This is a genomic window from Stenotrophomonas beteli, assembly GCF_001431665.1.
Classification (GTDB): domain Bacteria; phylum Pseudomonadota; class Gammaproteobacteria; order Xanthomonadales; family Xanthomonadaceae; genus Stenotrophomonas; species Stenotrophomonas beteli.
Map to the genome: position 1 here is coordinate 12,979 of NZ_LLXV01000047.1, position 24,091 is coordinate 37,069.

Consider the following 24,091-nt stretch of genomic DNA (forward strand, 5'->3'; position numbering starts at 1 on the left):
TGCCCGCTCAGCCGCGGATCCGGGCGTGGTGTTCACGCTCGATGGCAGTGACCGCCTCGGCCACCACCGCATCCACGTCGCGGTCCGTCAGAGTGCGCGACTTGTCCTGCAAAATCAAGCCCATAGCGAGACTCTTGAATCCCGGCTCGACGCCCTGGCCGACATAACGGTCGAACAGGTTCAGGTCACGCAGCAGCGGCCCAGCGGCCTGGCGGACGGTGGCCGCCAGATCGGCCCACGCCACCTGTTCAGGCACCAGGAACGCCAGGTCGCGGCGCACCGCCGGGAAGCGCGACAGCTCGCCGGCGCGCGGCAGGCGGCGGGCGGTCAACGGCTCCAGGTCCAGCTCGAAGGCGTACACGTCGGCTTCGATGTCCATGGCCTTGGCCAGGCGCGGGTGGACCTGGCCGATCCAGCCGATCGACACGCCATCGCGGAACACCTCGGCCGAACGCGCCGGGTGGCCGTAGGCGCGGGCCGACGGGCGGAATTCCAGCTGCGCGCCACTGGCGGCCGCCAGGGACTCCAGATCGCCCTTCAGGTCATGGAAATCGACCTTGCGGGTCGGCAGGCCCCACTGCACCGCCTGCGCATCGCCACACACCGCAGCGGCCACGCGCGGGGTTTCCAGCGGTGCCGGCCGGGTTTCGCCGGGCGACGCGTCGCCGGCCTGCTGGACGAACACCCGGCCGAGCTCGAACAGGCGCACGCGGCCCAGCTGGCGGGCGGCGTTGCGGCCCAGCGTGGCGACCAGGCCAGGCAGCAGCGACGGGCGCATCACCGCCAGTTCGGCCGACAGCGGGTTGGCCAGCGGCACCAGTCCGTCGCGCAGCTGCCACTGGCTCAGCAGCGCGTCGTCGACGAAGGCGAAATTGACGGTTTCCTGCTGGTCGCGGGCGATCAGCTGGCGGCGCACGCTCAGCGCGTCCAGCTGGGTCTCGCTCGGCATCGCCACGCGCGAGGCACCGCCCGGCAGCGTGGTCGGGATCTGCTCGTAACCGTGGATGCGGGCCAGCTCTTCAATCAGGTCTTCCTCGATGGCGATGTCGAAGCGGCGGCTCGGCGCGGCCACCTGCCAACCATCCGCCGTCGCGGTCACCGCCATGCCCAGCGCACGCAGGATGCGCTCCACTTCGGCATCTTCGATGGTGATGCCGAGCACGCGGGTGATGCGCGCGCGGCGCAGCACGAGGGTTGCCGGCTGCGGCAGGTCATCGGCGCGCACGGCCTCGGTGACCGGCGCCGGGGTACCGCCGGCCAGGTCCAGCACCAGGCGGGTGGCATATTCGATGGCGGTGCGCGGCAATGCCGGGTCGACGCCACGCTCGAAGCGATGGCCGGCATCGGTATGCAGGCCCAGCTTGCGGCCACGGCCCATGATCGCGGCCGGTGCGAAGTGCGCGGCCTCCAGGAACACGGCGGTGGTCGCGTCGGTGACACGGGTGTCGAAGCCGCCCATCAGGCCGGCCAGGCCGATCGCGCGATCGGCGTCGGTGACCACCAGGAAGCTGTCGTCCAGCATTGCATCACGACCATCGAGCAGCTTCAGGCTCTCGCCAGCGCGCGAACGGCGCACGGCGATGCTGCCCTGCAGGGTGCCCAGATCATAGGCATGCATCGGCTGGCCCAGCTCGAGCATCACGTACTGGGTGATGTCGACCAGCAGCGAGACCGGGCGCACGCCACTGCGGCGCAGGCGCTCGGCCATCCACAACGGGGTCGTGGCGGCGGCATTGACGCCCTCGATGACACGACCGAGGTAACGCGGCGCTTCGGCACCGGCATCCAGCTGGATGCTCAGCTCACGGCTGCCGACGGCCGCAATAGCGTCAACGGCGAAATCCAGCACTTCGCTGCGGGTGGCGGCGGCGACGTCGTAGGCGATGCCGCGCAGGCTGAAGCAGTCGGCGCGGTTCGGGGTCAGCTTGATCTCGATGCTGGCGTCCGGCAGCCCCAGGTACTCGACCAGAGGCTGGCCGATGGGCGCGTCGTCCGGCAGTTCCAGCAGGCCGGAGGCATCGTTGTCCAGGCCCAGCTCCTTGGCCGAGCACAGCATGCCGTTGGACTCGACGCCACGCAGCTTGGCCGGCTTGATCTTCAGCTCGCCGATCTGCGCACCGACCATCGCCAGCGGCGCGACCAGGCCCGGCCGCGCGTTCGGAGCGCCACAGACGATCTGCAGCAGTTCGCCCTGCCCGGCATCGACCTTGCACACTTGCAGGCGATCGGCTTCCGGATGGCGGATGGCCTCGACGATGCGCGCCACCACCACGTGATCGAGACCTTCGCCCAACGCGGTCACCTCTTCCACTTCCAGGCCGATGGCGGTCAGCACGGCGCTCAGTTCATCGCGCGTGGCGGAGGTCGGGACGTGGCTGCGCAGCCAGTTTTCGGAGAATTTCATGGTGTCATCCTGGTGGGCCCGGCGCATGCGCCTGGGCCTGCGAATTTGGAAGCAGTCGTTTCAGGAGCAGCCGAGCATGGCTCGGCTCTACAGGGTTGCGGCTTACGCGAACTGTTTCAGGAACCGCACATCGTTCTCGAAGAACGCGCGCAGGTCGTTGACGCCGTAGCGCAACATCGCGAAGCGCTCGACGCCCATGCCGAAGGCAAAGCCGGTGTAGCGCTCCGGATCGATGCCGACGTTGCGCAGCACGTTCGGATGCACCATGCCGCAGCCGAGCACTTCCAGCCAGCGCGTGCTGCCATCGGGCTGCTGCCAGGCGATGTCCACTTCCGCACCCGGTTCGACGAACGGGAAATAGCTGGGGCGGAAGCGCATCTCGAAATCGCGCTCGAAGAACGCGCGCACGAACTCGGCCAGCGTGCCCTTCAGGTCGGCAAAGGTCGAATGCTCGTCCACCAGCAGGCCTTCGACCTGATGGAACATCGGTGAATGGGTCTGGTCGCTGTCGCTGCGGTACACCTTGCCGGCGGCAATCATGCGCAGCGGCGGCGCGTGGTCGCCCATGTAGCGTACCTGCACACCCGAGGTGTGCGTGCGCAGCAGGCGGCCGTCGCCGAAGTAGAAGGTGTCGTGCATGGCGCGCGCCGGGTGGTGCGGCGGGAAGTTCAGCGCCTCGAAGTTGTGCCAGTCGTCCTCGATCTCCGGCCCTTCAGAGAGCTCGTAGCCCAGCCGGCCGAAGATGCCGGTGATGCGCTCCAGGGTGCGGGTGATCGGGTGCAGGCCGGCGCGGTCGCCATTGCGGCCCGGCAGGGTGATGTCGATGGCTTCGGCCGCCAGGCGCGCATCCAGTGCCGCGTCTTCCAGCACCGCCTTGCGCTCGCCCAGCGCGCGGGTCAGCGCGTCACGGGCCTGGTTGATCGCTTCACCGGCGGCCTTGCGCTCGTCGGCCGGCAGGGCGCCGAGCTGCTTGAGCTGCGAGGTGATGCTGCCACTCTTGCCAAGCAGGGCCACGCGCAGCTGTTCCAGCACGTCGGGGCTCTGTGCGGCGGCCACATCGGCCAGCGCCTGGGTGGTGAGGGATTGGATGTCACTCATGGGGGGCCGGAACTCCAGTCGATCTGCCATCGCGATGCGAAGGGCCGACCCCTGTCGCCACCGCCGTCCCCGCGCAGCCGCCATGGCCTCGCCGGGACCCAAAAAAGAATGGGGAAGGACTTGCGCCCTTCCCCATGCATTGCCTTGACCTGACACCGTTCCGAGTGAACGGTTGCGGCATCGGGAAGGACTTATGCCGCCAGCGCGCCCTTGGCCTTTTCGGCCAGCGCGGCAAAACCGGCTGCGTCGTGCACGGCGATGTCAGCCAGGACCTTGCGATCCAGGGTGATGCCGGCCTTCAGCAGGCCGTTCATGAAGCGGCTGTAGCTCAGGCCGTTGATGCGGGCAGCCGCGTTGATGCGGGTGATCCACAGCGAACGGAAGTTGCGCTTCTTCTGCTTACGGCCGATGTAGGCGTACTGCTGTGCCTTGATGACCGCCTGCTTGGCAACGCGGAAGACCTTGCGGCGAGCGTTGTAGTAACCCTTCGCCAGGGTCAGGATTTTCTTGTGGCGGCGACGCGCCTGTACGCCACGCTTAACTCGTGCCATTTTTCAGTTCCTCAGAGGTAAGGGAGCATGCGGTCCAGACGGCCTGCGTCTTCTGCACGGACATGGCCCGTCTGACGCAGATTACGCTTACGCTTGGTCGCTTTCTTCGTGAGGATGTGGCTACGGTTGGCGTGGCCGCACTTGTACTTGCCCGAGGCGGTCTTGCGGAAACGCTTGGCCGCTGCCCGGTTGGTCTTGATCTTGGGCATTGCAATGTCCTTGATGGGATTTGACCCTGGTTTCTGACTGATCTGGCGGCGGCCTGGGCCGCTCTTTCCGTCCTGCCATGATCGGCGTACGACCCGTCCTGGGTGGGTCGAGCCGGGCATGATACAGGCAAAACCGCCCTGCCACCAGCCCCTGCAACCCTTTCGCCGGCACTCCATCGGCCTGCCGGAAAAGCAAAGGGACGCCGATGGCGTCCCTTTTCCTGAACCATTCAGCCAGGCGCCCCGGAAGGCGGCCCGTCAGGCCTCAGGTCTTCTTCTTCGGCGCGATCATCATGACCATCTGACGCCCTTCCAGGCGCGGACGGGATTCAATGACGATGTCCTCGCCCAGATCGGTCTCGATCCGGTTGGCCATTTCACGGCCCAGTTCCTGGTGGCTCATTTCACGGCCACGGAAGCGGATGTTGACCTTGATCTTGTCACCATCTTCGAGGAACCCACGCATCTTGCGCAGCTTGATCTGGTAGTCGCCCTCGTCCGTGACCGGACGGAACTTCACTTCCTTGATCTCGACCTGCTTGGTCTTCTTCTTGGCCTCGCTGGCCTTCTTCTGCGCTTCGAACTTGAACTTGCCGAAGTCCATGATCTTGCAGACCGGCGGATCGGCCTGCGGCTGGATTTCGACCAGGTCCAGGCCTTCATCTTCGGCCATGGACAGCGCTTCGTCGCGCGACAACACGCCGATCATTTCTCCGTCACTGCCGATCACGCGGACGCGCGGCACACGGATTTCCTGATTCTTGCGGTTCTGTTTGTTGTCAGGGGTGCTGATATTACGTTCTCCCAAGGGTATCGAACCGGTCCGGGTGCCTGTGCCCCCGGACCGGACCTTTGCTTACGCGCCCTCGGCCTGGAGCCGCTCGATGAAGGCCTGCAGGCTCATGCTGCCCAGGTCTTCGCCAGAACGCGTACGCACCGCCACAGCCCCATTTTCCTTCTCGCGGTCACCGATGACCAGCAGGTAGGGCACGCGCTGCAACGTATGCTCGCGGATTTTATAGCCGATCTTCTCGTTACGCAAATCCGAGCTGACGCGGAAGCCTTGCTCCGCAAGGGTTTTGGTCACGCTCGAGACGTACTCGGCCTGGGCGTCGGTGATATTGGCCACCACCACCTGGGTCGGCGCCAGCCAGGCCGGGAACTGGCCGGCATGGTGCTCGATCAGGATGCCCAGGAAGCGCTCCATCGAACCGACGATGGCCCGGTGCAGCATGACCGGATGCTTCTTCTGGCTGTTCTCGTCCACGTACTCGGCGCCGAGGCGGCCGGGCATCATGAAGTCGACCTGCATCGTGCCCAGCTGCCAGGTACGGCCGATGGCATCCTTCAGGTGGTACTCGATCTTCGGGCCGTAGAAGGCGCCCTCGCCCGGCAGCTCCTGCCATTCCACGCCACAGGCGGTCAGCGCCGAGCGCAGCGCGCCCTCGGCCTTGTCCCAGGTGGCGTCGTCACCGAGGCGCGATTCCGGACGCAGCGCGATCTTGATCTGGATATCGTCGAAGCCGAAGTGCTGGTAAACCGCCAGCGCCTGCTGGTGGAAGGCGGTCACTTCCGATTCGATCTGGTTTTCGGTGCAGAACACATGGCCGTCGTCCTGGGTGAAACCGCGCACGCGCAGGATGCCGTGCAGCGCGCCGGACGGTTCGTTGCGGTGGCAGGAACCGAACTCGCCGTAGCGGATCGGCAGGTCGCGATAGCTGTGCAGGCCCTGGTTGAACACCTGGATGTGGCCCGGGCAGTTCATCGGCTTGACCGCGTAGGTGCGCTTCTCCGATTCGGTGAAGAACATGTTGTCCTGGTAGTTGTCCCAGTGGCCGGACTTCTTCCACAGGCTCACGTCCAGGATCTGCGGGCAGCGCACTTCGCCGTAGCCGCTGTTGCGGTAGACCTTGCGCATGTACTGCTCGACCACCTGCCACAGCGCCCAGCCCTTGGGGTGCCAGAACACCAGGCCCGGCGCTTCTTCCTGCAGGTGGAACAGGTCCTGCTGCTTGCCGATGCGGCGGTGGTCGCGCATCTCGGCTTCCTCGATGCGCTTGATATAGGCCTCGAGCTGCTTCTTGTCGGCCCATGCGGTGCCGTAGATGCGCTGCAGCTGTTCGTTCTGCGCGTCGCCACGCCAGTACGCGCCGGAGATGCGGGTCAGCTTGAAGGCCTTCAGGAAGCGCGTGTTCGGCACGTGCGGGCCGCGGCACATGTCCACGTATTCCTGGTGGTAGTACATGCCCATGGCCTGGATGTCGTCGGACATGTCCTCGATCAGGCGCAGCTTGTAGTCCTCACCACGGGCCTTGAAGATCTCGATCACTTCGGCGCGCGGCGTCATCTTCTTGATGACGTCGTAGTCCTGGGCGATCAGCTCGCCCATGCGCTTCTCGATCGCGGCCATGTCGTCCGGAGTGAACGGGCGCTCGGAGTAGATGTCGTAGTAGAAGCCCTCGGCGATCACCGGGCCGATCACCATCTTCACGTCCGGGTACAGCTGCTTGACGGCGTGGCCGACCAGGTGGGCGCAGGAATGGCGGATGATCTCCACACCCTCCTCGTCCTTGGCAGTGATGATGCGCAGGCTGGCATCGTGGTCGATGACGTCGCTGGCATCGACCAGCACGCCATCCACGGCACCGGCGATGGTGGCCTTGGCCAGGCCGGCGCCGATCGACTGGGCGACGTCCATGACGCTGACGGGGTTTTCGAATTCGCGGCGGCTGCCGTCGGGAAGGGTAATGTTGATCATCGCAATAGCTTCGTGCGGGGCCCGCCGGGCGGGCTGGAAAGCGGTCCCGGGCCGGAGCCCGGGCAATAAAAAAGCGCCGCGAGGGCGCCTGGAACACAGGGCCTTCGGGGGCAGGTCAACAGTGGGCGGTGGTAGTGCTCATGTCACACGCTCGGCCGGCGCTGGGCGCGGGCCACCTTGTTCCAGTCAGGGTTCTGCGCTGATCTTAAACCAGCAGGCGGCAAAGCCCAAGGGCCACCGTACGGTCCGCTGAATGAGCATCGCTGGCGGCGTGAAAACGCAATGATTACCATGTCCGCGCGGCCCGCCCTGTGCCAGCCTGCCCGCTTTCCCCAGGACCTCGTGATGCGCCACCCGCTCCGACCGGCTCCCGCCGGCCCCGCCCGTGCCCCGCGTTCGCCCGCCCGCAGCTGCGCCGGCCACCCGCGATGATCACTGTCGGCCTTTCTACGCTCGGCTTCTGCAGCCTGGGCATGCTGTCGGCGATGTTCTCGGCACTGTCCTTCTATGCCGCCTCGCCGCACTGCCGCTGGCCGCGCCTGCGCCGGGCGGGTCGCCTCGGCCGCCAGATCGGCCTGGTCGCCGCCGCGGCCGCGTTGTGGCTGTGGATGGCCGAGCTCGGCTTCGCCGCCGGGCTGGTGGCGATGCTGTGTACCTGGATGCTGTCAGCTGTGCTGTTGCCGACGCTGGCGGCCTGGCACCGTCCGGGCGCGGAGTCGCCCTGATGTGGGCGCGTGCCTTCGCCGGCCTCATCGCCGGCTTCTTCCTGGCCGCCGCAGTGACCGGGCTGGTCACCTGGCTGCCCCCCGGCCCTTGGCAGAACGCACTGGTTCCCAGCCTGATCGCCTTCGTGCCGCTGTGGATGCTGGCGGCCCTGTGGGCGTTCAGTTTCCGCAGCGCGCTGCGCGCCTGGCTGGTGCTGCCCGGCAGCGCAGCCGCCGGCTTCGCCATGCTCGGGCTGCTGCGCCTGGCCGGTGCCGTGCAATGAGACCGACCGCATGAAGTTCAGCTCGCAGACCCTGCGCACCTTCACTACCCTGCATACCTGGGTCGGCCTGGTGGCTGGCTTTGGCCTGTTCGTGGCGTTCTACGCCGGCGCACTGACCCTGTTCCATCACGACCTGCCGCTGTGGCAGACGCCCGGCGCGGCGACCGCACTGCCCGCTGGCCTGGACGACGCGCAGTACCTGCTGGAGGACGTGCTCGCCACGCACCCCGAGGCGCGCCGCCACGTCGGGATGACTTTCCCCGGCGCCGAGCACCCGCAACCGTTGGCCTACTGGCAGGCCGATGACGGCAGCTGGCGCTACGCGTGGCCGGGCCAGATCAGCGGCAGCCCGACACCCCCGCAGAGTGGGCTGGCCGAGCTGGTCAACGAACTTCACTACAGTCTCGGCCTGCCGGTGGCCGGCATCTATGTGATGGGCATTGTCAGCCTGCTGTACGGCATGGCGCTGCTCAGCGGCCTGGTGATTCATCTGCCCAGGCTGCTGGGCGATCTGTTCGCGCTGCGCCCCGGCCGCAACCTGAAGCAGATGTGGCAGGACGCGCACAACGTGATCGGCGTGCTCAGCCTGCCCTTCCACCTGATGTTCGCCGTGACCGGCGCCCTGCTCTGCCTGGTCTTCGTGCAGATGGCCCTGCTCAATCCGCTGATCTACGACGGCAAGGTGCTGGAGGCGGCGCCGGCGGCGATGGATACCGCCCCGGTGCGCGAAGCCACCGGCATTCCGGCGCCGCCGGGCAGCCTGCGCGTGCTGCATGCGCGTGCCCTGGAGGTGGCCCGAGCGCAGGGCGTGGCCAGCTTCGAACCGACCTACCTGAAACTGGCCAATGCCGGCGATGCCCACGCCACCATCGAGATCACCGGTGAATCCACCGGCACGCTCGGGCCGTTGGGGTCAGTAGCGCTGGACGTGGCCACCGGTGATGTCCTGGCCTCCCAGCTGCCGGGACAGCGCGATGCCAACCACGCCACGCTCAGCGCCGCCTATGCACTGCACTTCGGCGAGTTCGGCAACGGCGTGGTGGTCTGGCTGTACTTCCTGCTCGGCCTCGGCGGTGCCTTCCTGTTCTATTCGGGCAATCTGCTATGGATCGAATCCCGCCGCAGGCGGCGCCAGCCGCAGCAACCGCGCGCCGGGGTGAACATGGCCCGGGCCACGGTGGGAGTCTGCATCGGCCTGTGCGTGGCGATTTCGGTCGCGTTTGGCACCGCCCTGGTACTGGAACGGCTGGCGCCATCGGACGTCGACCACGGCATCCGCTGGGCCTGCTTCGGCAGTTGGGCGGCCTGTGCGCTGTGGGCCGCACTGCGCCGCCCCGCGCAGGCCGCGCGCGAGCTGCTGTGGGCCGCAGCGCTCAGCACTGCACTGGTGCCGGTCCTGCACGGTGCCCTCAATGGTGACTGGCTGTGGCGCGCCGCCGCGCGTGGCCAGTGGCCGCTGTTCTGGGTCGATGCCATCGCGCTGGCCATGGCCTTCGGCTTCGCCCGCCTGGCCGTCGCCAGCCAGCGCCGCGCCCGCAACGGCGACCCGAACAGTGTCTGGGCCGATTGAGCGTTCGCAGGGCGTGACGCGGCGCTACTGGGGCGAGTGTTCCCCGCCCGGGTAGCGGCTTGCTTCGACCAGGTTGCCATCCGGGTCGCGGAAGTACAGCGACTCGATCGGCCCCAGCGCACCGGTGCGTGCGACCGGCCCCTGCTCCACCGCAACGGACTGCGCCATGCCCAAAGCGTAGCGCTGCCGGCGGCGTCGCACCGTGCGGTGTCGGGCCGATGGCGTTGCCGCCTGGCGCCGGGCATAGCCCGGCGCCACCAGTGGCTCAATCGCCGATGCGCGCCTTCTGCCATGGGCCGAGCATGGCGTCGAGCAGGCTTGCCTGCGCGTCGTCGCCGGTCAGCTCCCACATGAACACCCCGGCCAGGCCCTGCTCGCGGGCGAACCGGGCACGCAGGCCGATCGAACGCGGGTCTTCATAGCTGATGAAGATCTTCTGCCCGGCGTTGTACAGCCACGGGCTCTGCGCCTGCGGCTGCCAGTGCCTGGTCCACCCCGGCTGGTCGAGATAACGCGCCTTGATCACCCGCCAGTCACCGGCGTCGGCCGGTGCGCTGTAGGGCTGGTACAGGCCATCCGGTGCATCGCCGGTGACCTTGAAGCCGCGCCCGTAGAACGGCACGCCCAGCACCAGCTTGTCGGCGGGCACACCGTGTTCGCGGTAGTACTGCACCGCACCGGCGACGTTGTTCCAGCGCCGCAGTTCCGCTGCCAGCGGATCGGCCGGCACTTCATGCAGGGGCGCGTTGAAGGTCGACACTGCCGAGAAGCCGGTGCCCATGTCGTAGCTCATCAGGTTGATGAAATCGAACACCTTGGACAGCGCCGGCAGGTCGTAGCTCGCCGCCGGATCATAGGGGCCATCGGTCTGCAGGCGACCGGCGGCCAGCGCGGCGGTCAGCAGCATTGGCTGCCCCAGCGTGCGACCGCGCGCATCGAGTGCCTGGCGGAAGGCCTGCGCGAGCAGGGTCAGGTTGGCGCGATCCTGCGGGCGGTGCGCCAGCTCCTTCGGCCCGCCACTGACCGGGAACTCCCAGTCGATGTCCACGCCATCGAAACTGCCCGCGTGGCGATCAAAGAACAGTGCCATGCATGAGTCCACAAGGCGCTTGCGGCTGGCCTCGGTCAACGCTGCGTCGGAGAAACCGCCCGCGCCCCAGCCACCGATCGAAATCAGCGTGCGCAGGTGCGGATGCGCCCTCTTCAGCTCGGCCAACGCAGCGAAATTCTTCGGCGCTTCCGCACCGATCGTGCAGCGCCCGTCCTCGAGGGTGGAGAACGCGTAGAACAGATGAGTCAGGCGCTCGGCAGGAATGCTCGACACCGGATAGCGCTCTGCCGAACCGCCAGGGTAATAGGCGCCGAAGATCGGCGGCTGCGCGGGCGCCGCATGTGCAGCGATGGGCAAGGCACCGGCAATCAGCACGGCAAGGACGGCCACGGTCTGGCGGAACATGGGATCTCCCGGTTCGAAGGCGCAGCCACGTTAGCAAACGGATGTGCCTGCAGTATGGATATCGCGGCATGTCGTCCCGTGGACAGGCGCGATCCGCGCAACCGTGACAGAACGATGGCCGCGTGGCGGCCCTCATGCGCTGCAGCAGGACATGCAGCGACCCGGATGAGCGTCTCTTCGCAACATCGAGGCAAAGAAAAAGCGGGCCGAAGCCCGCTTTTTCATTCCAGCGATTCCAGAAGCGTGTCAACCAAGGTTGACACCTGCCGTAATCGACCCGAGGTCGATTATTCGGCGCTGACGGCGTCGCCTTCTTCCACGGCCTTCATCGACAGGCGGATACGGCCCTGCTTGTCGACTTCCAGCACCTTGACCTTGACCACATCGCCTTCCTTCAGCACGTCGCCGACCTTCTCGACGCGATCGCTGGAGATCTGCGACACGTGGACCAGACCGTCCTTGCCCGGCAGGATCGTGACGAACGCACCGAAGTCCATGATCTTGGCGACCTTGCCTTCGTAGATGCGGCCCGGCTCGACGTCCGAGGTGATCTGCTCGATGCGGGCCTTGGCGGCCTGGGCAGCGATGGCATTGACCGAAGCGATGACGATGGTGCCGTCATCCTGGATGTCGATCTGGGTGCCGGTTTCCTTGGTGATGGCCTGGATGGTCGAGCCACCCTTGCCGATCACTTCGCGGATCTTGTCCGGGTGGATCTTGATGGTCAGCAGGCGCGGCGCGTAGTCCGACAGCTCCTCACGCGGCGCGGTCAGGCCGTGGGCCATTTCGCCCAGGATGTGCAGGCGGCCAGCCTTGGCCTGCTGCAGGGCCTGCTTCATGATCTCTTCGGTGATGCCTTCGATCTTGATGTCCATCTGCAGGGCGGAGATGCCCTCAGCGGTACCGGCCACCTTGAAGTCCATGTCGCCCAGGTGATCTTCGTCACCCAGGATGTCGGACAGGACGACGAAGCGCTCGCCTTCCTTGACCAGGCCCATGGCGATACCGGCCACCGGCGCCTTCACCGGCACGCCGGCGTCCATCAGGGCCAGCGACGAGCCGCAGACCGACGCCATCGACGAGGAACCGTTCGACTCGGTGATTTCCGAGACGACGCGAATGGTGTACGGGAAGGATTCCAGCGACGGCATGACAGCCAGCACGCCGCGCTTGGCCAGGCGACCGTGGCCGATTTCGCGGCGCTTCGGGCCCATCATGCGGCCGCACTCACCCACCGAGAACGGAGGGAAGTTGTAGTGGAACAGGAAGTTTTCCTTGTACTCACCGGCAACGGCGTCGATGACCTGGCCGTCGCGGGCGGTGCCCAGGGTGATGGTCACGATGGCCTGGGTTTCGCCACGGGTGAACAGCGAGGAACCGTGGGTACGCGGCAGCACGCCGGTCTTCACGGTGATCGGGCGGACGGTGTCCAGCGCACGGCCGTCGATGCGGACCTTGGTGTCCAGCACCGAGTCACGCATGGTGCGGTATTCCAGTTCACCGAATTCCTTCGACAGCTCGGCCGGGTTCCAGCCTTCGGCGGCCACGCGGCCGGCCAGGGCTTCGAACACGTCCTTCTTGATCGCCGAAATGGCGTCGCGGCGCTGCAGCTTGTCGCGCACCTGGAAGGCTTCGCCCAGGCGCGGGCCGATGGCTTCCTTCAGGGCGGAGATCAGCGCGTCGTTCTTGGCCGGGGCTTCCCAGGTCGACGGCTTGGTGCCGGCTTCGACGGTCAGCTCGTTGATCGCGTTGATGACCTTCTGCATTTCGCGGTGACCGAAGGTCACGGCGCCCAGCATCACTTCTTCGGACAGCAGCGCGGCTTCGGATTCAACCATCAGCACGGCGTTGGAGGTACCGGCCACGACCAGTTCCAGCTGCGAATCAGCCAGTTCGCTGACGGTCGGGTTCAGGATGTACTCACCGTTCTTGTAACCGACCTTGGCCGCGCCGATCGGACCCATGAACGGGGTGCCAGCCAGTGCCAGGGCCGCCGAAGCGCCGATCAGGGCCGGAATGTCACCGTCCACGTCCGGGTTCAGCGACATCACCGTGGCGATGATCTGCACTTCGTTCTTGTAGTCTTCCGGGAACAGCGGGCGGATCGGGCGGTCGATCAGACGCGAGATCAGGGTTTCCTTCTCGGTCGCACGGCCTTCACGCTTGAAGAAACCACCCGGGATACGGCCGCCGGCGTAGAACTTTTCCTGATAATCGACGGTCAGCGGGAAGAAGTCCTGGCCTTCGCGCGCGCTCTTGGCGGCGACGGCGGTGACCAGCAGTACGGTGTCGTCCATCTTGACGATGACGGCGCCGCTGGCCTGACGGGCGACTTCGCCGGTCTCAAGCGTGACGGTGTGCTTGCCGTACTGGAAGGTTTTGGTGATTTTTGCCACGGAGGGTGTCCTTGGGGATGCTGTCTGCGAATTTGGACCGTCGGCGACCCTTGCCGCCAGCGGGTGGCCGGATCGTTCCGGCCTGAATCGGGGATTGCGGTGCTACAAAACAAAACCGCGGCGCATCGCTGCGCCGCGGGGGATTCGTTGCTTAGCGACGCAGGCCAAGCTTTTCGATCAGGGCCTTGTAACGCTCGACGTCCTTCTTCTTCAGGTAGTCGAGCAGGCTGCGACGGCGGTTGACCATCTGCAGCAGGCCGCGGCGGCTGTGGTGGTCCTTCTTGTGGGTCTTGAAGTGGCCGGTCAGCAGCTCGATGCGGGCGGTCAGCAGGGCCACCTGGACTTCCGGGGAGCCGGTGTCAGCGGCGCTGCGCTTGTTGTCTTCAATGACCTTCTGGGTGTCGATCGACATTTCTTTTTTCTCTGTGATGCGTGGCCGGCAGGAACGCGCTTCGCGCACCGCCAGGCTCGCCGTGGACTACAAGGATGAAACCTGCGCGGAGCAGGCTGCCGGAAAACGGCCGCGAAATTGTAACGGCCAGGGACTTCCGGGACAAGGACCGGGGCTGAACCGCCCTGCCCCGTTCAGAGGTTGAAACGGCGCTGCGGGGCGAGCAGGCCACTGTCGTCGACCTGGCCCAGGCCCTGGACAGCATCGTCCGGGCCAAACACGGCCACCAGGCCATGCGGCCAGGACGGGTCGCGCTGGCGCTGGCCGACGCAGAAGCGATGGGCCTGGTCAGCGTCAAGCTCGACCCTCGGGTATTCAGCCAGGCCGGCCGCCAGCGGCAGCAACAGCGCGTCCATGCCGGCCTCGTCGCCGGCCTCGGCCATCGCCCGCAGCTGGTCCAGGGTCACCATGGCCGGCTCATGGAACGGTTCGACCCAGAGCCGGCGCAGCGCACTGATGTGGGCACCACAGCCCAGGGCCTCGCCCAGATCACGGGCCAGGCTGCGGATGTAGGTGCCCGAGCCGCAGGTCACGCGCAGGCGCAGGCGCTCCGGCTGCTGCTCCAGGACCTCGATGGCGTGCACCTGCACCTCGCGCTCGGGCGCCTGGATGACATCACCGCGGCGGGCCTTCACATACAGCGGTTCACCGCCCTGCTTGAGCGCAGAATAGATGGGCGCACGCTGCAGGATGGTGCCGGTCAGCGGCGCCAGGGCGGCCTGCAGGGCGTCGGCACTGATGGCAGGCACCGGGCGCTGCAGCAGCACCTGACCTTCCGCGTCATCGGTATCGGTGGTCTGCCCGAGCACGACCTCGGCGTCATAGGCCTTGGCCGAACCGAGCAGCAGGCCGGCGATCTTGGTGGCTTCACCGAAGCACAGCGGCAGCAGGCCGGTGGCCAGCGGGTCGAGGCTGCCGGTATGGCCGCCCTTCTCGGCGCGGAACAGGCGGCGGGCCACCTGCAGGGCGGCGTTGGAGCTCATCCCGGTCGACTTGTCGAGCAGCAGGATGCCATCCAGGCGACGGAACTGAATTCGGGTCATGACAGGAAAGTGTTGAGACGGGCCATGCTCGGCTGCCGCAGCGCGGCCTGCATCAGACATCGCGCAGCCGGAATGCAACAACGCCGGGCATGCCCGGCGTTGCGCGCTTATTCTTCGTCGCTCTCGCGGCGCTTCTCCGCGGCCAGCGTATCGGGCAGGTCGCGCAGGATGTTGTCGATGTGCTCACCACGGTCGACCGAGTCGTCGTAGTGGAAATGCAGCTCCGGCACGTGGCGCAGCTTCATCGCCCGGGCCAGGTCCATGCGCAGGCGATAGCCCAGCTCCTTCAGGCCGGCAACCGCCTCGGCCGAACGCTCGGGCATCAGCGCGGTCACGAATACCTTGGCGTGGGCCATGTCGCGGGTGATTTCCACGTCGGACACGCTCACCGAGGGCAACCCATGCTCGCGCACGGCGTTGTGCACCAGGGTGCCGAGTTCGCGGCGCAGCTGGGCGGAGACACGGTCGGTTCGATGGAAAGTCTTGGGCACGCGGTCGGGCTCTCGATTCAAATGTGACCCGACCAAGGTCGGGTCCTACCAGGAGGAGCGGCCCGACCAAGGCCGGGCCCCACCAGGGGGCGGACCGGCCCGTGAGGGCCGCTCCGTTGCAGCATTACAGGGTGCGCGGCACTTCGATACGCTCGAAGCACTCGATCTGGTCACCCGGCTTGACGTCGTTGTAGGCCTTCACGCCGATACCGCATTCGGTACCGTTGCGGACTTCGTCGACGTTTTCCTTGAAGCGGCGCAGCGATTCCAGCTCGCCTTCGAACACCACCACGCTGTCGCGCAGGACGCGGATCGGCTTGCTGCGCTTGACCACGCCTTCGATGACCATGCAGCCGGCGACGGCGCCCAGCTTGGAGCTGCGGAAGACGTCGCGGACCTCGGCGATACCGATGATCTCTTCGCGGATCTCCACGCCCAGCAGGCCGGAGGCCACCTGCTTCACCTGGTCGATCACGTCATAGATGATCGAGAAGTAACGCAGGTCCACGCCGTTGGATTCGATGATGCGGCGGGCCGAAGCGTCCGCACGCACATTGAAGCCGATGACGGTGGCCTTCGAAGCGGCCGCCGAGTTGGCGTCCGACTCGGTGATGCCGCCCACGCCGGAGTGGATCACGTTGATGCGGATGTCGTCGTTGGACAGCGCGACCAGGGCCTGGCTCAGCGCCTGCACCGAACCCTGCACGTCGGCCTTGATGACCAGGTTGAGGACCTGCTGGCCCTCGCCCTTGCCCAGGGTCGCCATGATGTCTTCCATGCGGCTGCCGGCGGTGGCGACCAGGCGCGATTCACGGCGCTTGGTCTCACGCTGCTGGGCAACGTCCTTGGCCAGGCGCTCGTCCTCGACGACCACGAAGTCGTCACCGGCTTCCGGCACGCCGGACAGGCCCAGGACCTGCACCGGGATGGACGGGCCGGCGAACTCCGGCTGCTTGCCGGTTTCGTCGAACAGCGCACGCACACGGCCGTACTGGATGCCGCACACCAGGTAGTCGCCCTTCTTCAGGCGGCCCTGCTGCACCAGCACGGTGGCGACCGGGCCACGGCCCTTGTCCAGCGCCGATTCGATCACCACGCCGGAGGCGCGGCCTTCGTCGACGGCCTTCAGTTCCAGCAGTTCGGCCTGGATGGAGATGGCATCCAGCAGGTCGTCGACGCCCAGGCCGGTCTTGGCCGAGATCTCCACCATCTGGGTGTCACCGCCGAAATCTTCGGCCACGACCTGCTCGGACAGCAGTTCGTTCTTGACCCGCATCGGGTCGGCGTCGGACTTGTCGATCTTGTTGATCGCCACGATCAGCGGCACACCCGCCGAACGGGCGTGCTGGATCGCTTCCTTGGTCTGCGGCATGACGCCGTCATCGGCCGCCACCACCAGCACCACGATGTCGGTCAGCTTGGCGCCGCGCGCGCGCATCGAGGTGAACGCTGCGTGGCCCGGGGTATCCAGGAAGCTGATCACGCCCTTCGGCGTATCCACGTGGTACGCGCCGATGTGCTGGGTGATGCCGCCGGCTTCGCCGGTAGCGACCTTGGTGCGGCGGATGTAATCCAGCAGCGAGGTCTTGCCGTGGTCGACGTGGCCCATGATGGTGACCACCGGCGGACGCTGCACGGCTTCGCCCTGGCTTTCACCGGCCGAGGCCAGCAGTGCGTCTTCGGCGTCGTTGTCGTTGGCACGGATCGCCTTGTGGCCGAGTTCCTCGGTGACCAGCGCGGCGGTGTCGTGGTCGATGGACTGGGTGATGGTGGCCATCACGCCCATCTTGAACAGCGCCTTCACCACCTCACCGCCCTTCAGCGCGAGCTTCTGCGCCAGGTCGGCCACGGTGATGGTGTCGCCGATCGCCACTTCACGCACCACCGGTGCGGTCGGGCGCTCGAACGCATGCGGACCGGCGTTGCCGCCACCACGACCATCGCGACGTCCCGGCGCCGGACGGCTGCCCGGACGACCCCGGGTGTTGCTGTTGCTGTTGCCGCGACGGGCACGATCGGCCGCCGACAGATGCATCTGGCCGGCAAAGCGATCACCCGAGCCACGCTCGTTGCGCGGCGCGCTGCGGTTGTTGCGGTCGTCGCTGCGCGGCGGTGCGCCACGCGGCGCAGCCGGAGCTGCTGCGGGAGCACGCGGCGGGCGCGGCGCGGTTTCATCGATCGGAGCGCGCACCTTGGGCTGGCTCGCCGCCAGCGCCTCGGCCGCCTTGGCGGCCGCCGCAGCTTCCTCGGCCGCCTTCTTCTCGGCTTCGGCACGTTCCTTGGCAGCAACCTCTTCCTCGCGGGCACGGACGATGGCTTCGTCGCGCAGACGATCCTTCTCGGCCAGGGCCTGCTGCTCGGCGAGGTTGCGGGCGCGCGACTCTTCCAGCTTGCGCAGGATGTCGGCGCGCTCTTCGTCCGGCGTCATCGGGCGCGCACCATCCTTGACGTAGGTGCGCTTCTGGCGCACCTCGACATTCACGGTCGTCTTGCTGCGACCGGAATTGACCGTCACTTCCTGCTGTTTCCGCCGGTTGAGCGTGATCTTCTTTGCAGACTGATCGGTCTCTTCCGGGGCCTGCTCGGGCTTGCCGTGCGAACGACGAAGGAAGCCCAGGAGCTTCACCTTCTCGGTGCTGGTCACGACCTGGTCGGGGCCGCTGAACTTCATGCCGGCACCGGCCAGCTGTTCCAGCAGTTTTTCGACCGGCGTGTTGACCAGTTCGGCAAGCTTGCGGATGGTGGTTTGCTGCGACATTCGGATCCTATGATCTTGTGGGCGCCCCCCCGCATCTGGAGGTGGCGCGGATTCTACGCCCTGAGCGGCTCAGGGCCCTGTTCATTGCCGGCTCATTCGCCGCGTTCCAGTCGGGCGATCTCCTCGGCACGCGCGGCCAGGATCAGCGCCGCAGCGCGCTCCTGGTCCAGCCCTTCAATGCCGAAGTCCATGACCTCGTCGGCGGCCAGGTCGGACAGGTCCTCGCTGGTACGCACGCCGTGGCCGGCCAGCGCATACGCGGTGGCTTCGTCCATGCCCTTCAGGGACAGCAGGTCCTGCGCCGGCTGGCCGTCTTCAAGGCCTTCCTCGACTGCCAGGGCCTCATTGAGCAGCGCATCGCGGGCACGAGCGCGCAGCTCTTCGACGATGTCTTCGTCGAAACCTTCCACGGCCAGCAGCTCGCCAACCGGGACATAAGCGATTTCCTCGACGGTGCCGAAGCCTTCGCTGACCAGGATGCCGGCGATCTCTTCGTCCACTTCCAGCTTGTCCATGAACAGCTGGCGTGCCGACGCCTGCTCGGCTTCCGACTTGGCGGTGACCTGGTCCTGGGTCATCACGTTGAGCTGCCAGCCGGTCAGGCGGCTGGCCAGGCGCACGTTCTGGCCGCCCTTGCCGATGGCCTGGGCCAGGCGGTCTTCAGCGACGGCCAGGTCCATCGAGTGCTTGTCTTCATCAACGATGATCGACTGCACTTCGGCCGGTGCCATCGCGTTGATGACGAAGTTGGCCGGGTTGTCATTCCACAGCACGATATCCACGCGCTCGCCATTGAGCTCGTTGGACACAGCCTGCACGCGCGAACCGCGCATGCCGATGCAGGCACCGATCGGATCGGTGCGCTGGTCGTGGGCCAGCACGGCGATCTTGGCGCGGTCGCCCGGGTCGCGGGCACAGGCCTTGATTTCGACCAGGCCCTGGCCGACTTCCGGCACTTCCAGCTTGAACAGCTCGATCATGAATTCCGGGGCGGCACGGCTGATGAACAGCTGCGGGCCGCGCGGCTCCGAGCGCACTTCGGCCAGGTAGCCGCGCACGCGGTCGCCGGCGCGCAGCACGTCACGCGGAATGCCCTTGTCCTTCGGAATGAAGCCTTCGGCGTTGCCACCGAGGTCGACGTAGATGTTGCCGCGCTCGGCGCGCTTGACCACACCGGTGATCAGCTCGCCGACGCGATCCTTCCACGCGTCCACGACCTGCTGGCGCTCGGCTTCGCGCACGCGCTGGACGATGACCTGCTTGGCGGCCTGGGCGGCGATGCGGCCGAAGTCCGGGTTCTCGATCTGCTCTTCGATGTAGTCGCCGACGTCCACGCCTTCGGCTTCATCGACGGCGTCCATCAGGCGGATCTGGCGGTCCGGCGATTCCATGACCACGTCATCGGCCACCACTTCCCAGCGGCGGTAGGTTTCGTAGCTGCCATCCTTGTGGTCGATGACCACGCGGGTCAGCACTTCCTCGTCGGGATAGCGCTTCTTCGCTGCCGAGGCCAGGGCGGCCTCGATGGCATCGAAGATCACTTCACGCGGCACGCCCTTCTCGTTGGCGACCGCGTCGACTACCAGCAACAGTTCCTTGCTCATTGGCTCACTCCGCGCGCGGCTTCTTTGCCGCCGGCTCGTTGGAAGAAGAATTCGGGTTCGGCTTCGGACGCTTCGGTGCCGGACCGGTCGGCTTGCTCGGGGCCAGCCCCAGCGCCACCCAGTCGGGCAGGATCCGCGCCTTGTCGATGTTGTCGGCCGACACGACCACTTCGGCCTTGTCGACGATGAAGGTGATGGTGCCCGCCGCTTCATCGATCGCTTCGATGCGGCCCTGCAGGCGACGACGGTTGTCCTGCGGCAGCTTCAGCGTGACCTTGGCCGATTCACCCTGGTGGCGGGCGAACTGCTCCAGGTTGAACAGCGGGCGGTCCACGCCCGGCGAAGACACTTCCAGCGTGTAGTTGCCGCTGATCGGGTCTTCGACGTCCAGCTGCGCCGACACTTCGCGGCTGACCCGCTCGCAGTCGTCGACATTGATGATGCGCTCGGGCTGTTCAGCCAGCGGCACGTCGATGTAAAGGCGCAGGGTCGCACCGCCGGGGGCCGGCAGATACTCAACGCCCAGCAGCTCCAGGCCCAGCGACACAACGGTCGGGGCGAGCAGATTCGCGATGTCGGTTGCCTTGTCGCTCACAGCCTGCCTTGATCTCTTGGTTGGGTGCCAGCCTTGGCCGGCGTGAAAACATGACGCCCCGGAAACGACAAAGGGCCCGCTGGGCCCCTTTTCCGGAAAGACTCCGGTGACTGGATTCCGGTTGCAGCACCGTGTGAAAGCATGCTGCGGCCCTCCTTCCGGGTCTGGCCTCCCGCCGGGAGGCCGCCTTCAGGGGTACTGCATAGGCCGCTGATGATAGCGGCTGCACCGCGCTGGTGCAAGCTGCGGGCCCGGGGTCAGATCCCTTTTCCCGCGGAAAAGGGATCTGACCCCGATCACGCAGAAACGACGCAGCCGCCCAAAGAAAAACGCCTTCGAAGCAGGACTTCGAAGGCGATCTCTTTACTTGGTAGCGGGGGCAGGATTTGAACCTGCGACCTTCGGGTTATGAGCCCGACGAGCTGCCAGACTGCTCCACCCCGCATCAGAAGCGGAATTATGAGTGATGGCTTCAAAAACTGCAAGCTTTCCCTCATTCATCAAGCCGGTTGGCGACGATTCGATGTTGGTAGCGGGGGCAGGATTTGAACCTGCGACCTTCGGGTTATGAGCCCGACGAGCTGCCAGACTGCTCCACCCCGCACCGGAAGTGTTTGAACTGCTGCCCTGCTCTTTCGAGGAGGGCTACCGCAACGATATTCTGGCTGAACCGCTGCAGTGACAACTCAGGCTGCGCATATTACACGAATCGCGCAGCTTTGTGTCAACTTTTATGCAAGATGCGCAAATGCCTGCTGGCACCAGACCATGATCGGGTTCCAGGCCAGGCCCAGGGCCAGCAGTGCCAGCGCGTTCACGCCCAGCACCAGGCCCAGCACGCGGTCGTTGCTGCGCGGCATGGCCTCGCCCACCGGCTCATCGAAGTACATGACCTTGATGACGCGCAGGTAGTAGAAGCAGCCGACCACGGCGCACAGCACGCCGAGGATGGCCAGCCACAGAAGGCCGCCGTTGACGGCCGCACCCAGTACCGCCAGCTTGGTCCAGAAGCCCAGGAACGGCGGAATGCCGGCCAGCGACGCCATGATGCACAGCACCAGGCCGGCCATCCACGGGTTGCGGGCATTCAGGCCCTTGAAGTCCTCGATGTTCTCGGCTTCAAAACCGGCACGCGACAGCGCGATGATCGCACCGAAGGCCGCAGTCGACATGATGGCGTAGGCCAGTGCGTAGAACAGCGCGGCGGCATAGCCCTGCGCGCCGCCGCCGGCGATGCCCATCAGCAGGAAGCCGATGTGCGAGACGGTGGAGAACGCCAGCATGCGCTTGAGGTTGCTCTGCGCGATGGCCATCAGGTTGCCGATCACCAGCGACACCGCGGCCAGGCCGGCGATCAGCAGCTGCAGCTCGGTCGACAGCGGTCCCACGCCCATTTCCAGCAGGCGGTAGGCCATGCCGAACGCCGCCAGCTTCGGCGCCGAACTGATGAACAGCGCGATCGGCGCCGGGGCGCCCTGGTACACGTCGGGCAGCCACATGTGGAACGGCGCGGCGCCGAGCTTGAAGGCGACGCCGGCGATCATGAAGACCGCACCGGTGATCAGCAGCACGCGCTCTTCCGAATGCGGGATCGCATCACGGATGACGTCCAGGTGCAGGCTGCCGGTGGCGCCGTAGATCAGCGACATGCCGTACAGCAGCAGGCCCGAGGCCAGCGAACCCAGCACGATGTACTTCATCGCCGCTTCCGAGGCCAGGCCGCTTTCGCGGTTGCTGGCGACCAGGGCGTAGGAGCACAGCGCCAGCAGTTCCAGGCCCAGGTAGACCATCAGCAGGCTGCCGGCCGAGACCAGGATCATCATGCCAGCGGTGCCGAACAGGATCAGCACCGGGATCTCGCCCTGGAACAGGTTGCGGTCACGCAGGTAGCGCCAGCCGTAGACCAGGGTCAGGCCGCTGAGCAGCACGATGCCGGTCTTCATCACGTCCGCGGCGGTATCGCGCACGAACATGCCGTGGAAGACCTCGCCCTGCCCGCCCACGCCGGTGGCCAGCATGAACAGCACCACGGCCAGCGCAGCGAGCGAGAACAGGTGGGTGACGATCTTGTTCCGGTTGCTGACGAACAGGTCGAGGATCATCAGGGCGAAGGCGCTGCCGATCAGCACCAGCTCGGGAGCGAGCGGTGGCAGGTCAGCGGCGGTCAATGGCAGCAGCGGCGAGGTGGTCATCATCAAATCCTGGAATTACAGCAGCTTGCTGGATGCGATCTGCATCGCCAGCTTCGCGATCGAGGGCTCCATCAGGTCGGTCAGCGGCTTGGGGTAGATGCCCAGGGCCAGCACGCCGATGGCGAACACGCCCAGCACCAGCCATTCGCGGCCGTTGATGTCCTTCAGTTCGGCCACGTGGCTGTTGGCCACTTCGCCGAAGAAGATGCGCTTGTACAGCCACAGGGTGTAGGCCGCGCCGATGATCAGCGTGGTGGCCGCGCCCAGCGCGATCCACGGATTACGCTGGAACGCCGACAGGATGACCATGAACTCACCGACGAAACCGCTGGTGCCCGGCAGGCCCGCATTGGCCATGAAGAACAGCATGGCGAAGGTGGCGAACCACGGCATCACGTTGACCACGCCGCCGTAATCGGCAATGCGGCGGCTGTGCATGCGGTCGTACAGCACGCCGACGCAGGAGAACATCGCACCGGACACGAAGCCGTGCGAGATCATCTGCACCATGGCGCCCTGCAGGCCCAGGCGGGCGGCGTCGGCGTTGCCGGCTTCACGCACCAGCCACAGGGCGATGAAGGTGCCCAGGGTGACGAAGCCCATGTGCGCGATCGACGAATAGGCGATCAGCTTCTTCATGTCGTCCTGCACCAGGGCGACCAGGCCGACGTAGATCACCGCGATCAGCGACAGCGCGATCACCAGCCAGGCCCATTCCTGCGATGCGTCCGGGACGATCGGCAGGTTGAAGCGCAGGAAGCCGTAGCCACCGATCTTCAGCGCGATGGCGGCCAGGATCACCGAACCGGCGGTTGGCGCTTCCACGTGGGCATCCGGCAGCCAGGTGTGGACCGGGAACATCGGCACCTTGACCGCGAAAGCGATCAGGAAGGCGAAGAAGATCCAGGTCTGCTCCTTGGCCGACAGCGGCAGCGCGTACAGGTCGGCCAGCTGGAAGCTGCCGCCCTTCATGTACAGGTAGATCAGCGCCACCAGCATCAGCACCGAGCCGAGGAAGGTGTACAGGAAGAACTTCAGTGCAGCGTAGATGCGGCGCGGACCGCCCCAGACACCGATGATCAGGAACATCGGGATCAGCATCGCTTCGAAGAACACGTAGAACAGCATCGCGTCCGTCGCGGCGAAGATGCCGACGGTGACGCCTTCCAGGATCAGGAAGGCGGCCACGTACTGGTTCACGCGCTTGTCGATGGCGCTCCAGGCGCCGATCAGGGCAAGCACGCTGACCAGGGTGGTCAGCAGGATCAGCGCGATGGCAATGCCGTCCACGCCCAGGTTGTAGCCGATCTTGTACGCCGGGATCCAGGCGTGGGTCTCGACGAACTGCAGACCGTCGATACCCGCGTTGTAACCGCTCAGCAGCGAGAGGCTCGCCACGAAGGTCAGCACCGCAACGCCCAGCGACGCCCAGCGGGCGGTCTGCGCATCACGGATCGCAAGGATCAGGGCGCCACCGATGATCGGCAGCCAGATGAGGACACTGAGTAGAGGCCAGTTCGACACGTC

At 66.3% G+C, this 24,091-nt stretch carries 19 protein-coding genes, 2 tRNA genes and 1 pseudogene; 3 read left to right on the forward strand and 19 right to left on the reverse strand.

Features of this window, described 5'->3' with window-relative positions; all coding sequences use genetic code 11:
• Positions 1-7: 7 nt before the first annotated feature.
• The 6 genes from pheT to thrS all read right to left on the reverse strand — a co-directional run bounded on the left by pheT (position 8) and on the right by thrS (position 7,020).
• Positions 8-2,404, reverse strand: a complete 2,397-nt coding sequence (pheT, locus tag ARC23_RS12360) for a phenylalanine--tRNA ligase subunit beta (protein ID WP_057497504.1) — start codon at positions 2,402-2,404, stop codon at positions 8-10.
• A gap of 102 nt (positions 2,405-2,506) precedes the next feature.
• The gene (locus ARC23_RS12365; protein ID WP_057497483.1) at positions 2,507-3,502 is read right to left on the reverse strand and encodes a phenylalanine--tRNA ligase subunit alpha; all 996 of its coding nucleotides are present in this window, start codon (positions 3,500-3,502) and stop codon (positions 2,507-2,509) included.
• A gap of 191 nt (positions 3,503-3,693) precedes the next feature.
• A complete protein-coding gene (gene rplT / locus ARC23_RS12370) occupies positions 3,694-4,053 on the reverse strand; it encodes a 50S ribosomal protein L20 (protein WP_003484828.1) in 360 nt (119 codons plus the stop codon).
• A gap of 11 nt (positions 4,054-4,064) precedes the next feature.
• A complete protein-coding gene (gene rpmI / locus ARC23_RS20510) occupies positions 4,065-4,262 on the reverse strand; it encodes a 50S ribosomal protein L35 (RefSeq protein WP_005410436.1) in 198 nt (65 codons plus the stop codon).
• A gap of 265 nt (positions 4,263-4,527) precedes the next feature.
• Positions 4,528-5,070, reverse strand: a complete 543-nt coding sequence (infC, locus tag ARC23_RS12375; RefSeq protein WP_005410437.1) for a translation initiation factor IF-3 — start codon at positions 5,068-5,070, stop codon at positions 4,528-4,530.
• 48 nt (positions 5,071-5,118) lie between these two features.
• Entirely contained in the window at positions 5,119-7,020 is a 1,902-nt protein-coding gene (thrS, locus tag ARC23_RS12380) for a threonine--tRNA ligase (RefSeq protein WP_057497484.1), read from the reverse strand.
• Between the two features lie 428 nt (positions 7,021-7,448).
• Between thrS and ARC23_RS12385 the strand changes: the two genes are divergently transcribed.
• From ARC23_RS12385 to ARC23_RS12395, 3 genes are read left to right on the forward strand one after another with little or no spacing between them, the layout of a single operon-like run.
• Positions 7,449-7,745, forward strand: coding sequence for a hypothetical protein (locus ARC23_RS12385; RefSeq protein ID WP_057497485.1), 297 nt, complete (start codon positions 7,449-7,451; stop codon positions 7,743-7,745).
• Entirely contained in the window at positions 7,745-8,008 is a 264-nt protein-coding gene (locus ARC23_RS12390; RefSeq protein ID WP_057497486.1) for a hypothetical protein, read from the forward strand. Before ARC23_RS12385 ends, ARC23_RS12390 begins: the two co-directional genes overlap by 1 nt.
• Positions 8,009-8,018: 10 nt before the next feature.
• The gene (locus ARC23_RS12395) at positions 8,019-9,578 is read left to right on the forward strand and encodes a PepSY-associated TM helix domain-containing protein (protein WP_057497487.1); all 1,560 of its coding nucleotides are present in this window, start codon (positions 8,019-8,021) and stop codon (positions 9,576-9,578) included.
• A gap of 24 nt (positions 9,579-9,602) precedes the next feature.
• Here the strand turns inward: ARC23_RS12395 and ARC23_RS20820 are convergent.
• From ARC23_RS20820 to ARC23_RS12455, 13 genes and pseudogenes are all read right to left on the reverse strand, one after another.
• Positions 9,603-9,734 (reverse strand): annotated as a pseudogene (locus ARC23_RS20820) (VOC family protein); the annotation flags it as partial.
• A gap of 109 nt (positions 9,735-9,843) precedes the next feature.
• A complete protein-coding gene (locus ARC23_RS12400; RefSeq protein ID WP_057497488.1) occupies positions 9,844-11,034 on the reverse strand; it encodes a glycoside hydrolase family 18 protein in 1,191 nt (396 codons plus the stop codon).
• A gap of 287 nt (positions 11,035-11,321) precedes the next feature.
• Complete coding sequence (gene pnp / locus ARC23_RS12405) at positions 11,322-13,430, reverse strand: polyribonucleotide nucleotidyltransferase (protein WP_049469447.1); 2,109 nt, start codon at positions 13,428-13,430, stop codon at positions 11,322-11,324.
• A gap of 151 nt (positions 13,431-13,581) precedes the next feature.
• Complete coding sequence (rpsO, locus tag ARC23_RS12410; RefSeq protein WP_005417886.1) at positions 13,582-13,842, reverse strand: 30S ribosomal protein S15; 261 nt, start codon at positions 13,840-13,842, stop codon at positions 13,582-13,584.
• A 173-nt stretch (positions 13,843-14,015) separates the two neighbouring features.
• Positions 14,016-14,924, reverse strand: a complete 909-nt coding sequence (truB, locus tag ARC23_RS12415) for a tRNA pseudouridine(55) synthase TruB (RefSeq protein ID WP_057497489.1) — start codon at positions 14,922-14,924, stop codon at positions 14,016-14,018.
• A 107-nt stretch (positions 14,925-15,031) separates the two neighbouring features.
• Positions 15,032-15,415: a 30S ribosome-binding factor RbfA gene (gene rbfA / locus ARC23_RS12420; RefSeq protein ID WP_005410447.1), complete on the reverse strand. Its 384-nt coding sequence runs from the start codon at positions 15,413-15,415 to the stop codon at positions 15,032-15,034.
• Positions 15,416-15,539: 124 nt separating this feature from the next.
• Positions 15,540-18,173: a translation initiation factor IF-2 gene (gene infB, locus ARC23_RS12425; RefSeq protein WP_057497490.1), complete on the reverse strand. Its 2,634-nt coding sequence runs from the start codon at positions 18,171-18,173 to the stop codon at positions 15,540-15,542.
• A 92-nt stretch (positions 18,174-18,265) separates the two neighbouring features.
• Positions 18,266-19,777, reverse strand: coding sequence for a transcription termination factor NusA (gene nusA, locus ARC23_RS12430; RefSeq protein WP_057497491.1), 1,512 nt, complete (start codon positions 19,775-19,777; stop codon positions 18,266-18,268).
• 4 nt (positions 19,778-19,781) lie between these two features.
• Positions 19,782-20,372, reverse strand: coding sequence for a ribosome maturation factor RimP (gene rimP / locus ARC23_RS12435; protein ID WP_057497492.1), 591 nt, complete (start codon positions 20,370-20,372; stop codon positions 19,782-19,784).
• A gap of 368 nt (positions 20,373-20,740) precedes the next feature.
• Positions 20,741-20,817: transfer RNA gene (locus ARC23_RS12440), tRNA-Met, on the reverse strand.
• A gap of 82 nt (positions 20,818-20,899) precedes the next feature.
• Positions 20,900-20,976 (reverse strand) — tRNA-Met (locus tag ARC23_RS12445).
• 127 nt (positions 20,977-21,103) lie between these two features.
• Positions 21,104-22,564 (reverse strand): NADH-quinone oxidoreductase subunit NuoN, encoded by a 1,461-nt coding sequence (gene nuoN, locus ARC23_RS12450; RefSeq protein WP_057497493.1) that lies wholly within the window; start codon positions 22,562-22,564, stop codon positions 21,104-21,106.
• A 15-nt stretch (positions 22,565-22,579) separates the two neighbouring features.
• Positions 22,580-24,088 (reverse strand): NADH-quinone oxidoreductase subunit M, encoded by a 1,509-nt coding sequence (locus tag ARC23_RS12455; RefSeq protein WP_057497494.1) that lies wholly within the window; start codon positions 24,086-24,088, stop codon positions 22,580-22,582.
• Positions 24,089-24,091: the final 3 nt, after the last annotated feature.

What these genes read in the sequence shown, in the direction of transcription:
- nusA (WP_057497491.1), bottom strand. Translation starts at nt 19,777, where the DNA reads ATGAGCAAGGAACTGTTGCTGGTAGTCGACGCGGTCGCCAACGAGAAG.
- ARC23_RS12385 (WP_057497485.1), top strand. Translation starts at nt 7,449, where the DNA reads ATGATCACTGTCGGCCTTTCTACGCTCGGCTTCTGCAGCCTGGGCATG.
- rpsO (WP_005417886.1), bottom strand. Translation starts at nt 13,842, where the DNA reads ATGTCGATCGACACCCAGAAGGTCATTGAAGACAACAAGCGCAGCGCC.
- truB (WP_057497489.1), bottom strand. Translation starts at nt 14,924, where the DNA reads ATGACCCGAATTCAGTTCCGTCGCCTGGATGGCATCCTGCTGCTCGAC.
- rpmI (WP_005410436.1), bottom strand. Translation starts at nt 4,262, where the DNA reads ATGCCCAAGATCAAGACCAACCGGGCAGCGGCCAAGCGTTTCCGCAAG.
- rplT (WP_003484828.1), bottom strand. Translation starts at nt 4,053, where the DNA reads ATGGCACGAGTTAAGCGTGGCGTACAGGCGCGTCGCCGCCACAAGAAA.
- pheT (WP_057497504.1), bottom strand. Translation starts at nt 2,404, where the DNA reads ATGAAATTCTCCGAAAACTGGCTGCGCAGCCACGTCCCGACCTCCGCC.
- nuoN (WP_057497493.1), bottom strand. Translation starts at nt 22,564, where the DNA reads ATGACCACCTCGCCGCTGCTGCCATTGACCGCCGCTGACCTGCCACCG.
- ARC23_RS12400 (WP_057497488.1), bottom strand. Translation starts at nt 11,034, where the DNA reads ATGTTCCGCCAGACCGTGGCCGTCCTTGCCGTGCTGATTGCCGGTGCC.
- ARC23_RS12395 (WP_057497487.1), top strand. Translation starts at nt 8,019, where the DNA reads ATGAAGTTCAGCTCGCAGACCCTGCGCACCTTCACTACCCTGCATACC.
- ARC23_RS12365 (WP_057497483.1), bottom strand. Translation starts at nt 3,502, where the DNA reads ATGAGTGACATCCAATCCCTCACCACCCAGGCGCTGGCCGATGTGGCC.
- thrS (WP_057497484.1), bottom strand. Translation starts at nt 7,020, where the DNA reads ATGATCAACATTACCCTTCCCGACGGCAGCCGCCGCGAATTCGAAAAC.
- infB (WP_057497490.1), bottom strand. Translation starts at nt 18,173, where the DNA reads ATGTCGCAGCAAACCACCATCCGCAAGCTTGCCGAACTGGTCAACACG.
- ARC23_RS12390 (WP_057497486.1), top strand. Translation starts at nt 7,745, where the DNA reads ATGTGGGCGCGTGCCTTCGCCGGCCTCATCGCCGGCTTCTTCCTGGCC.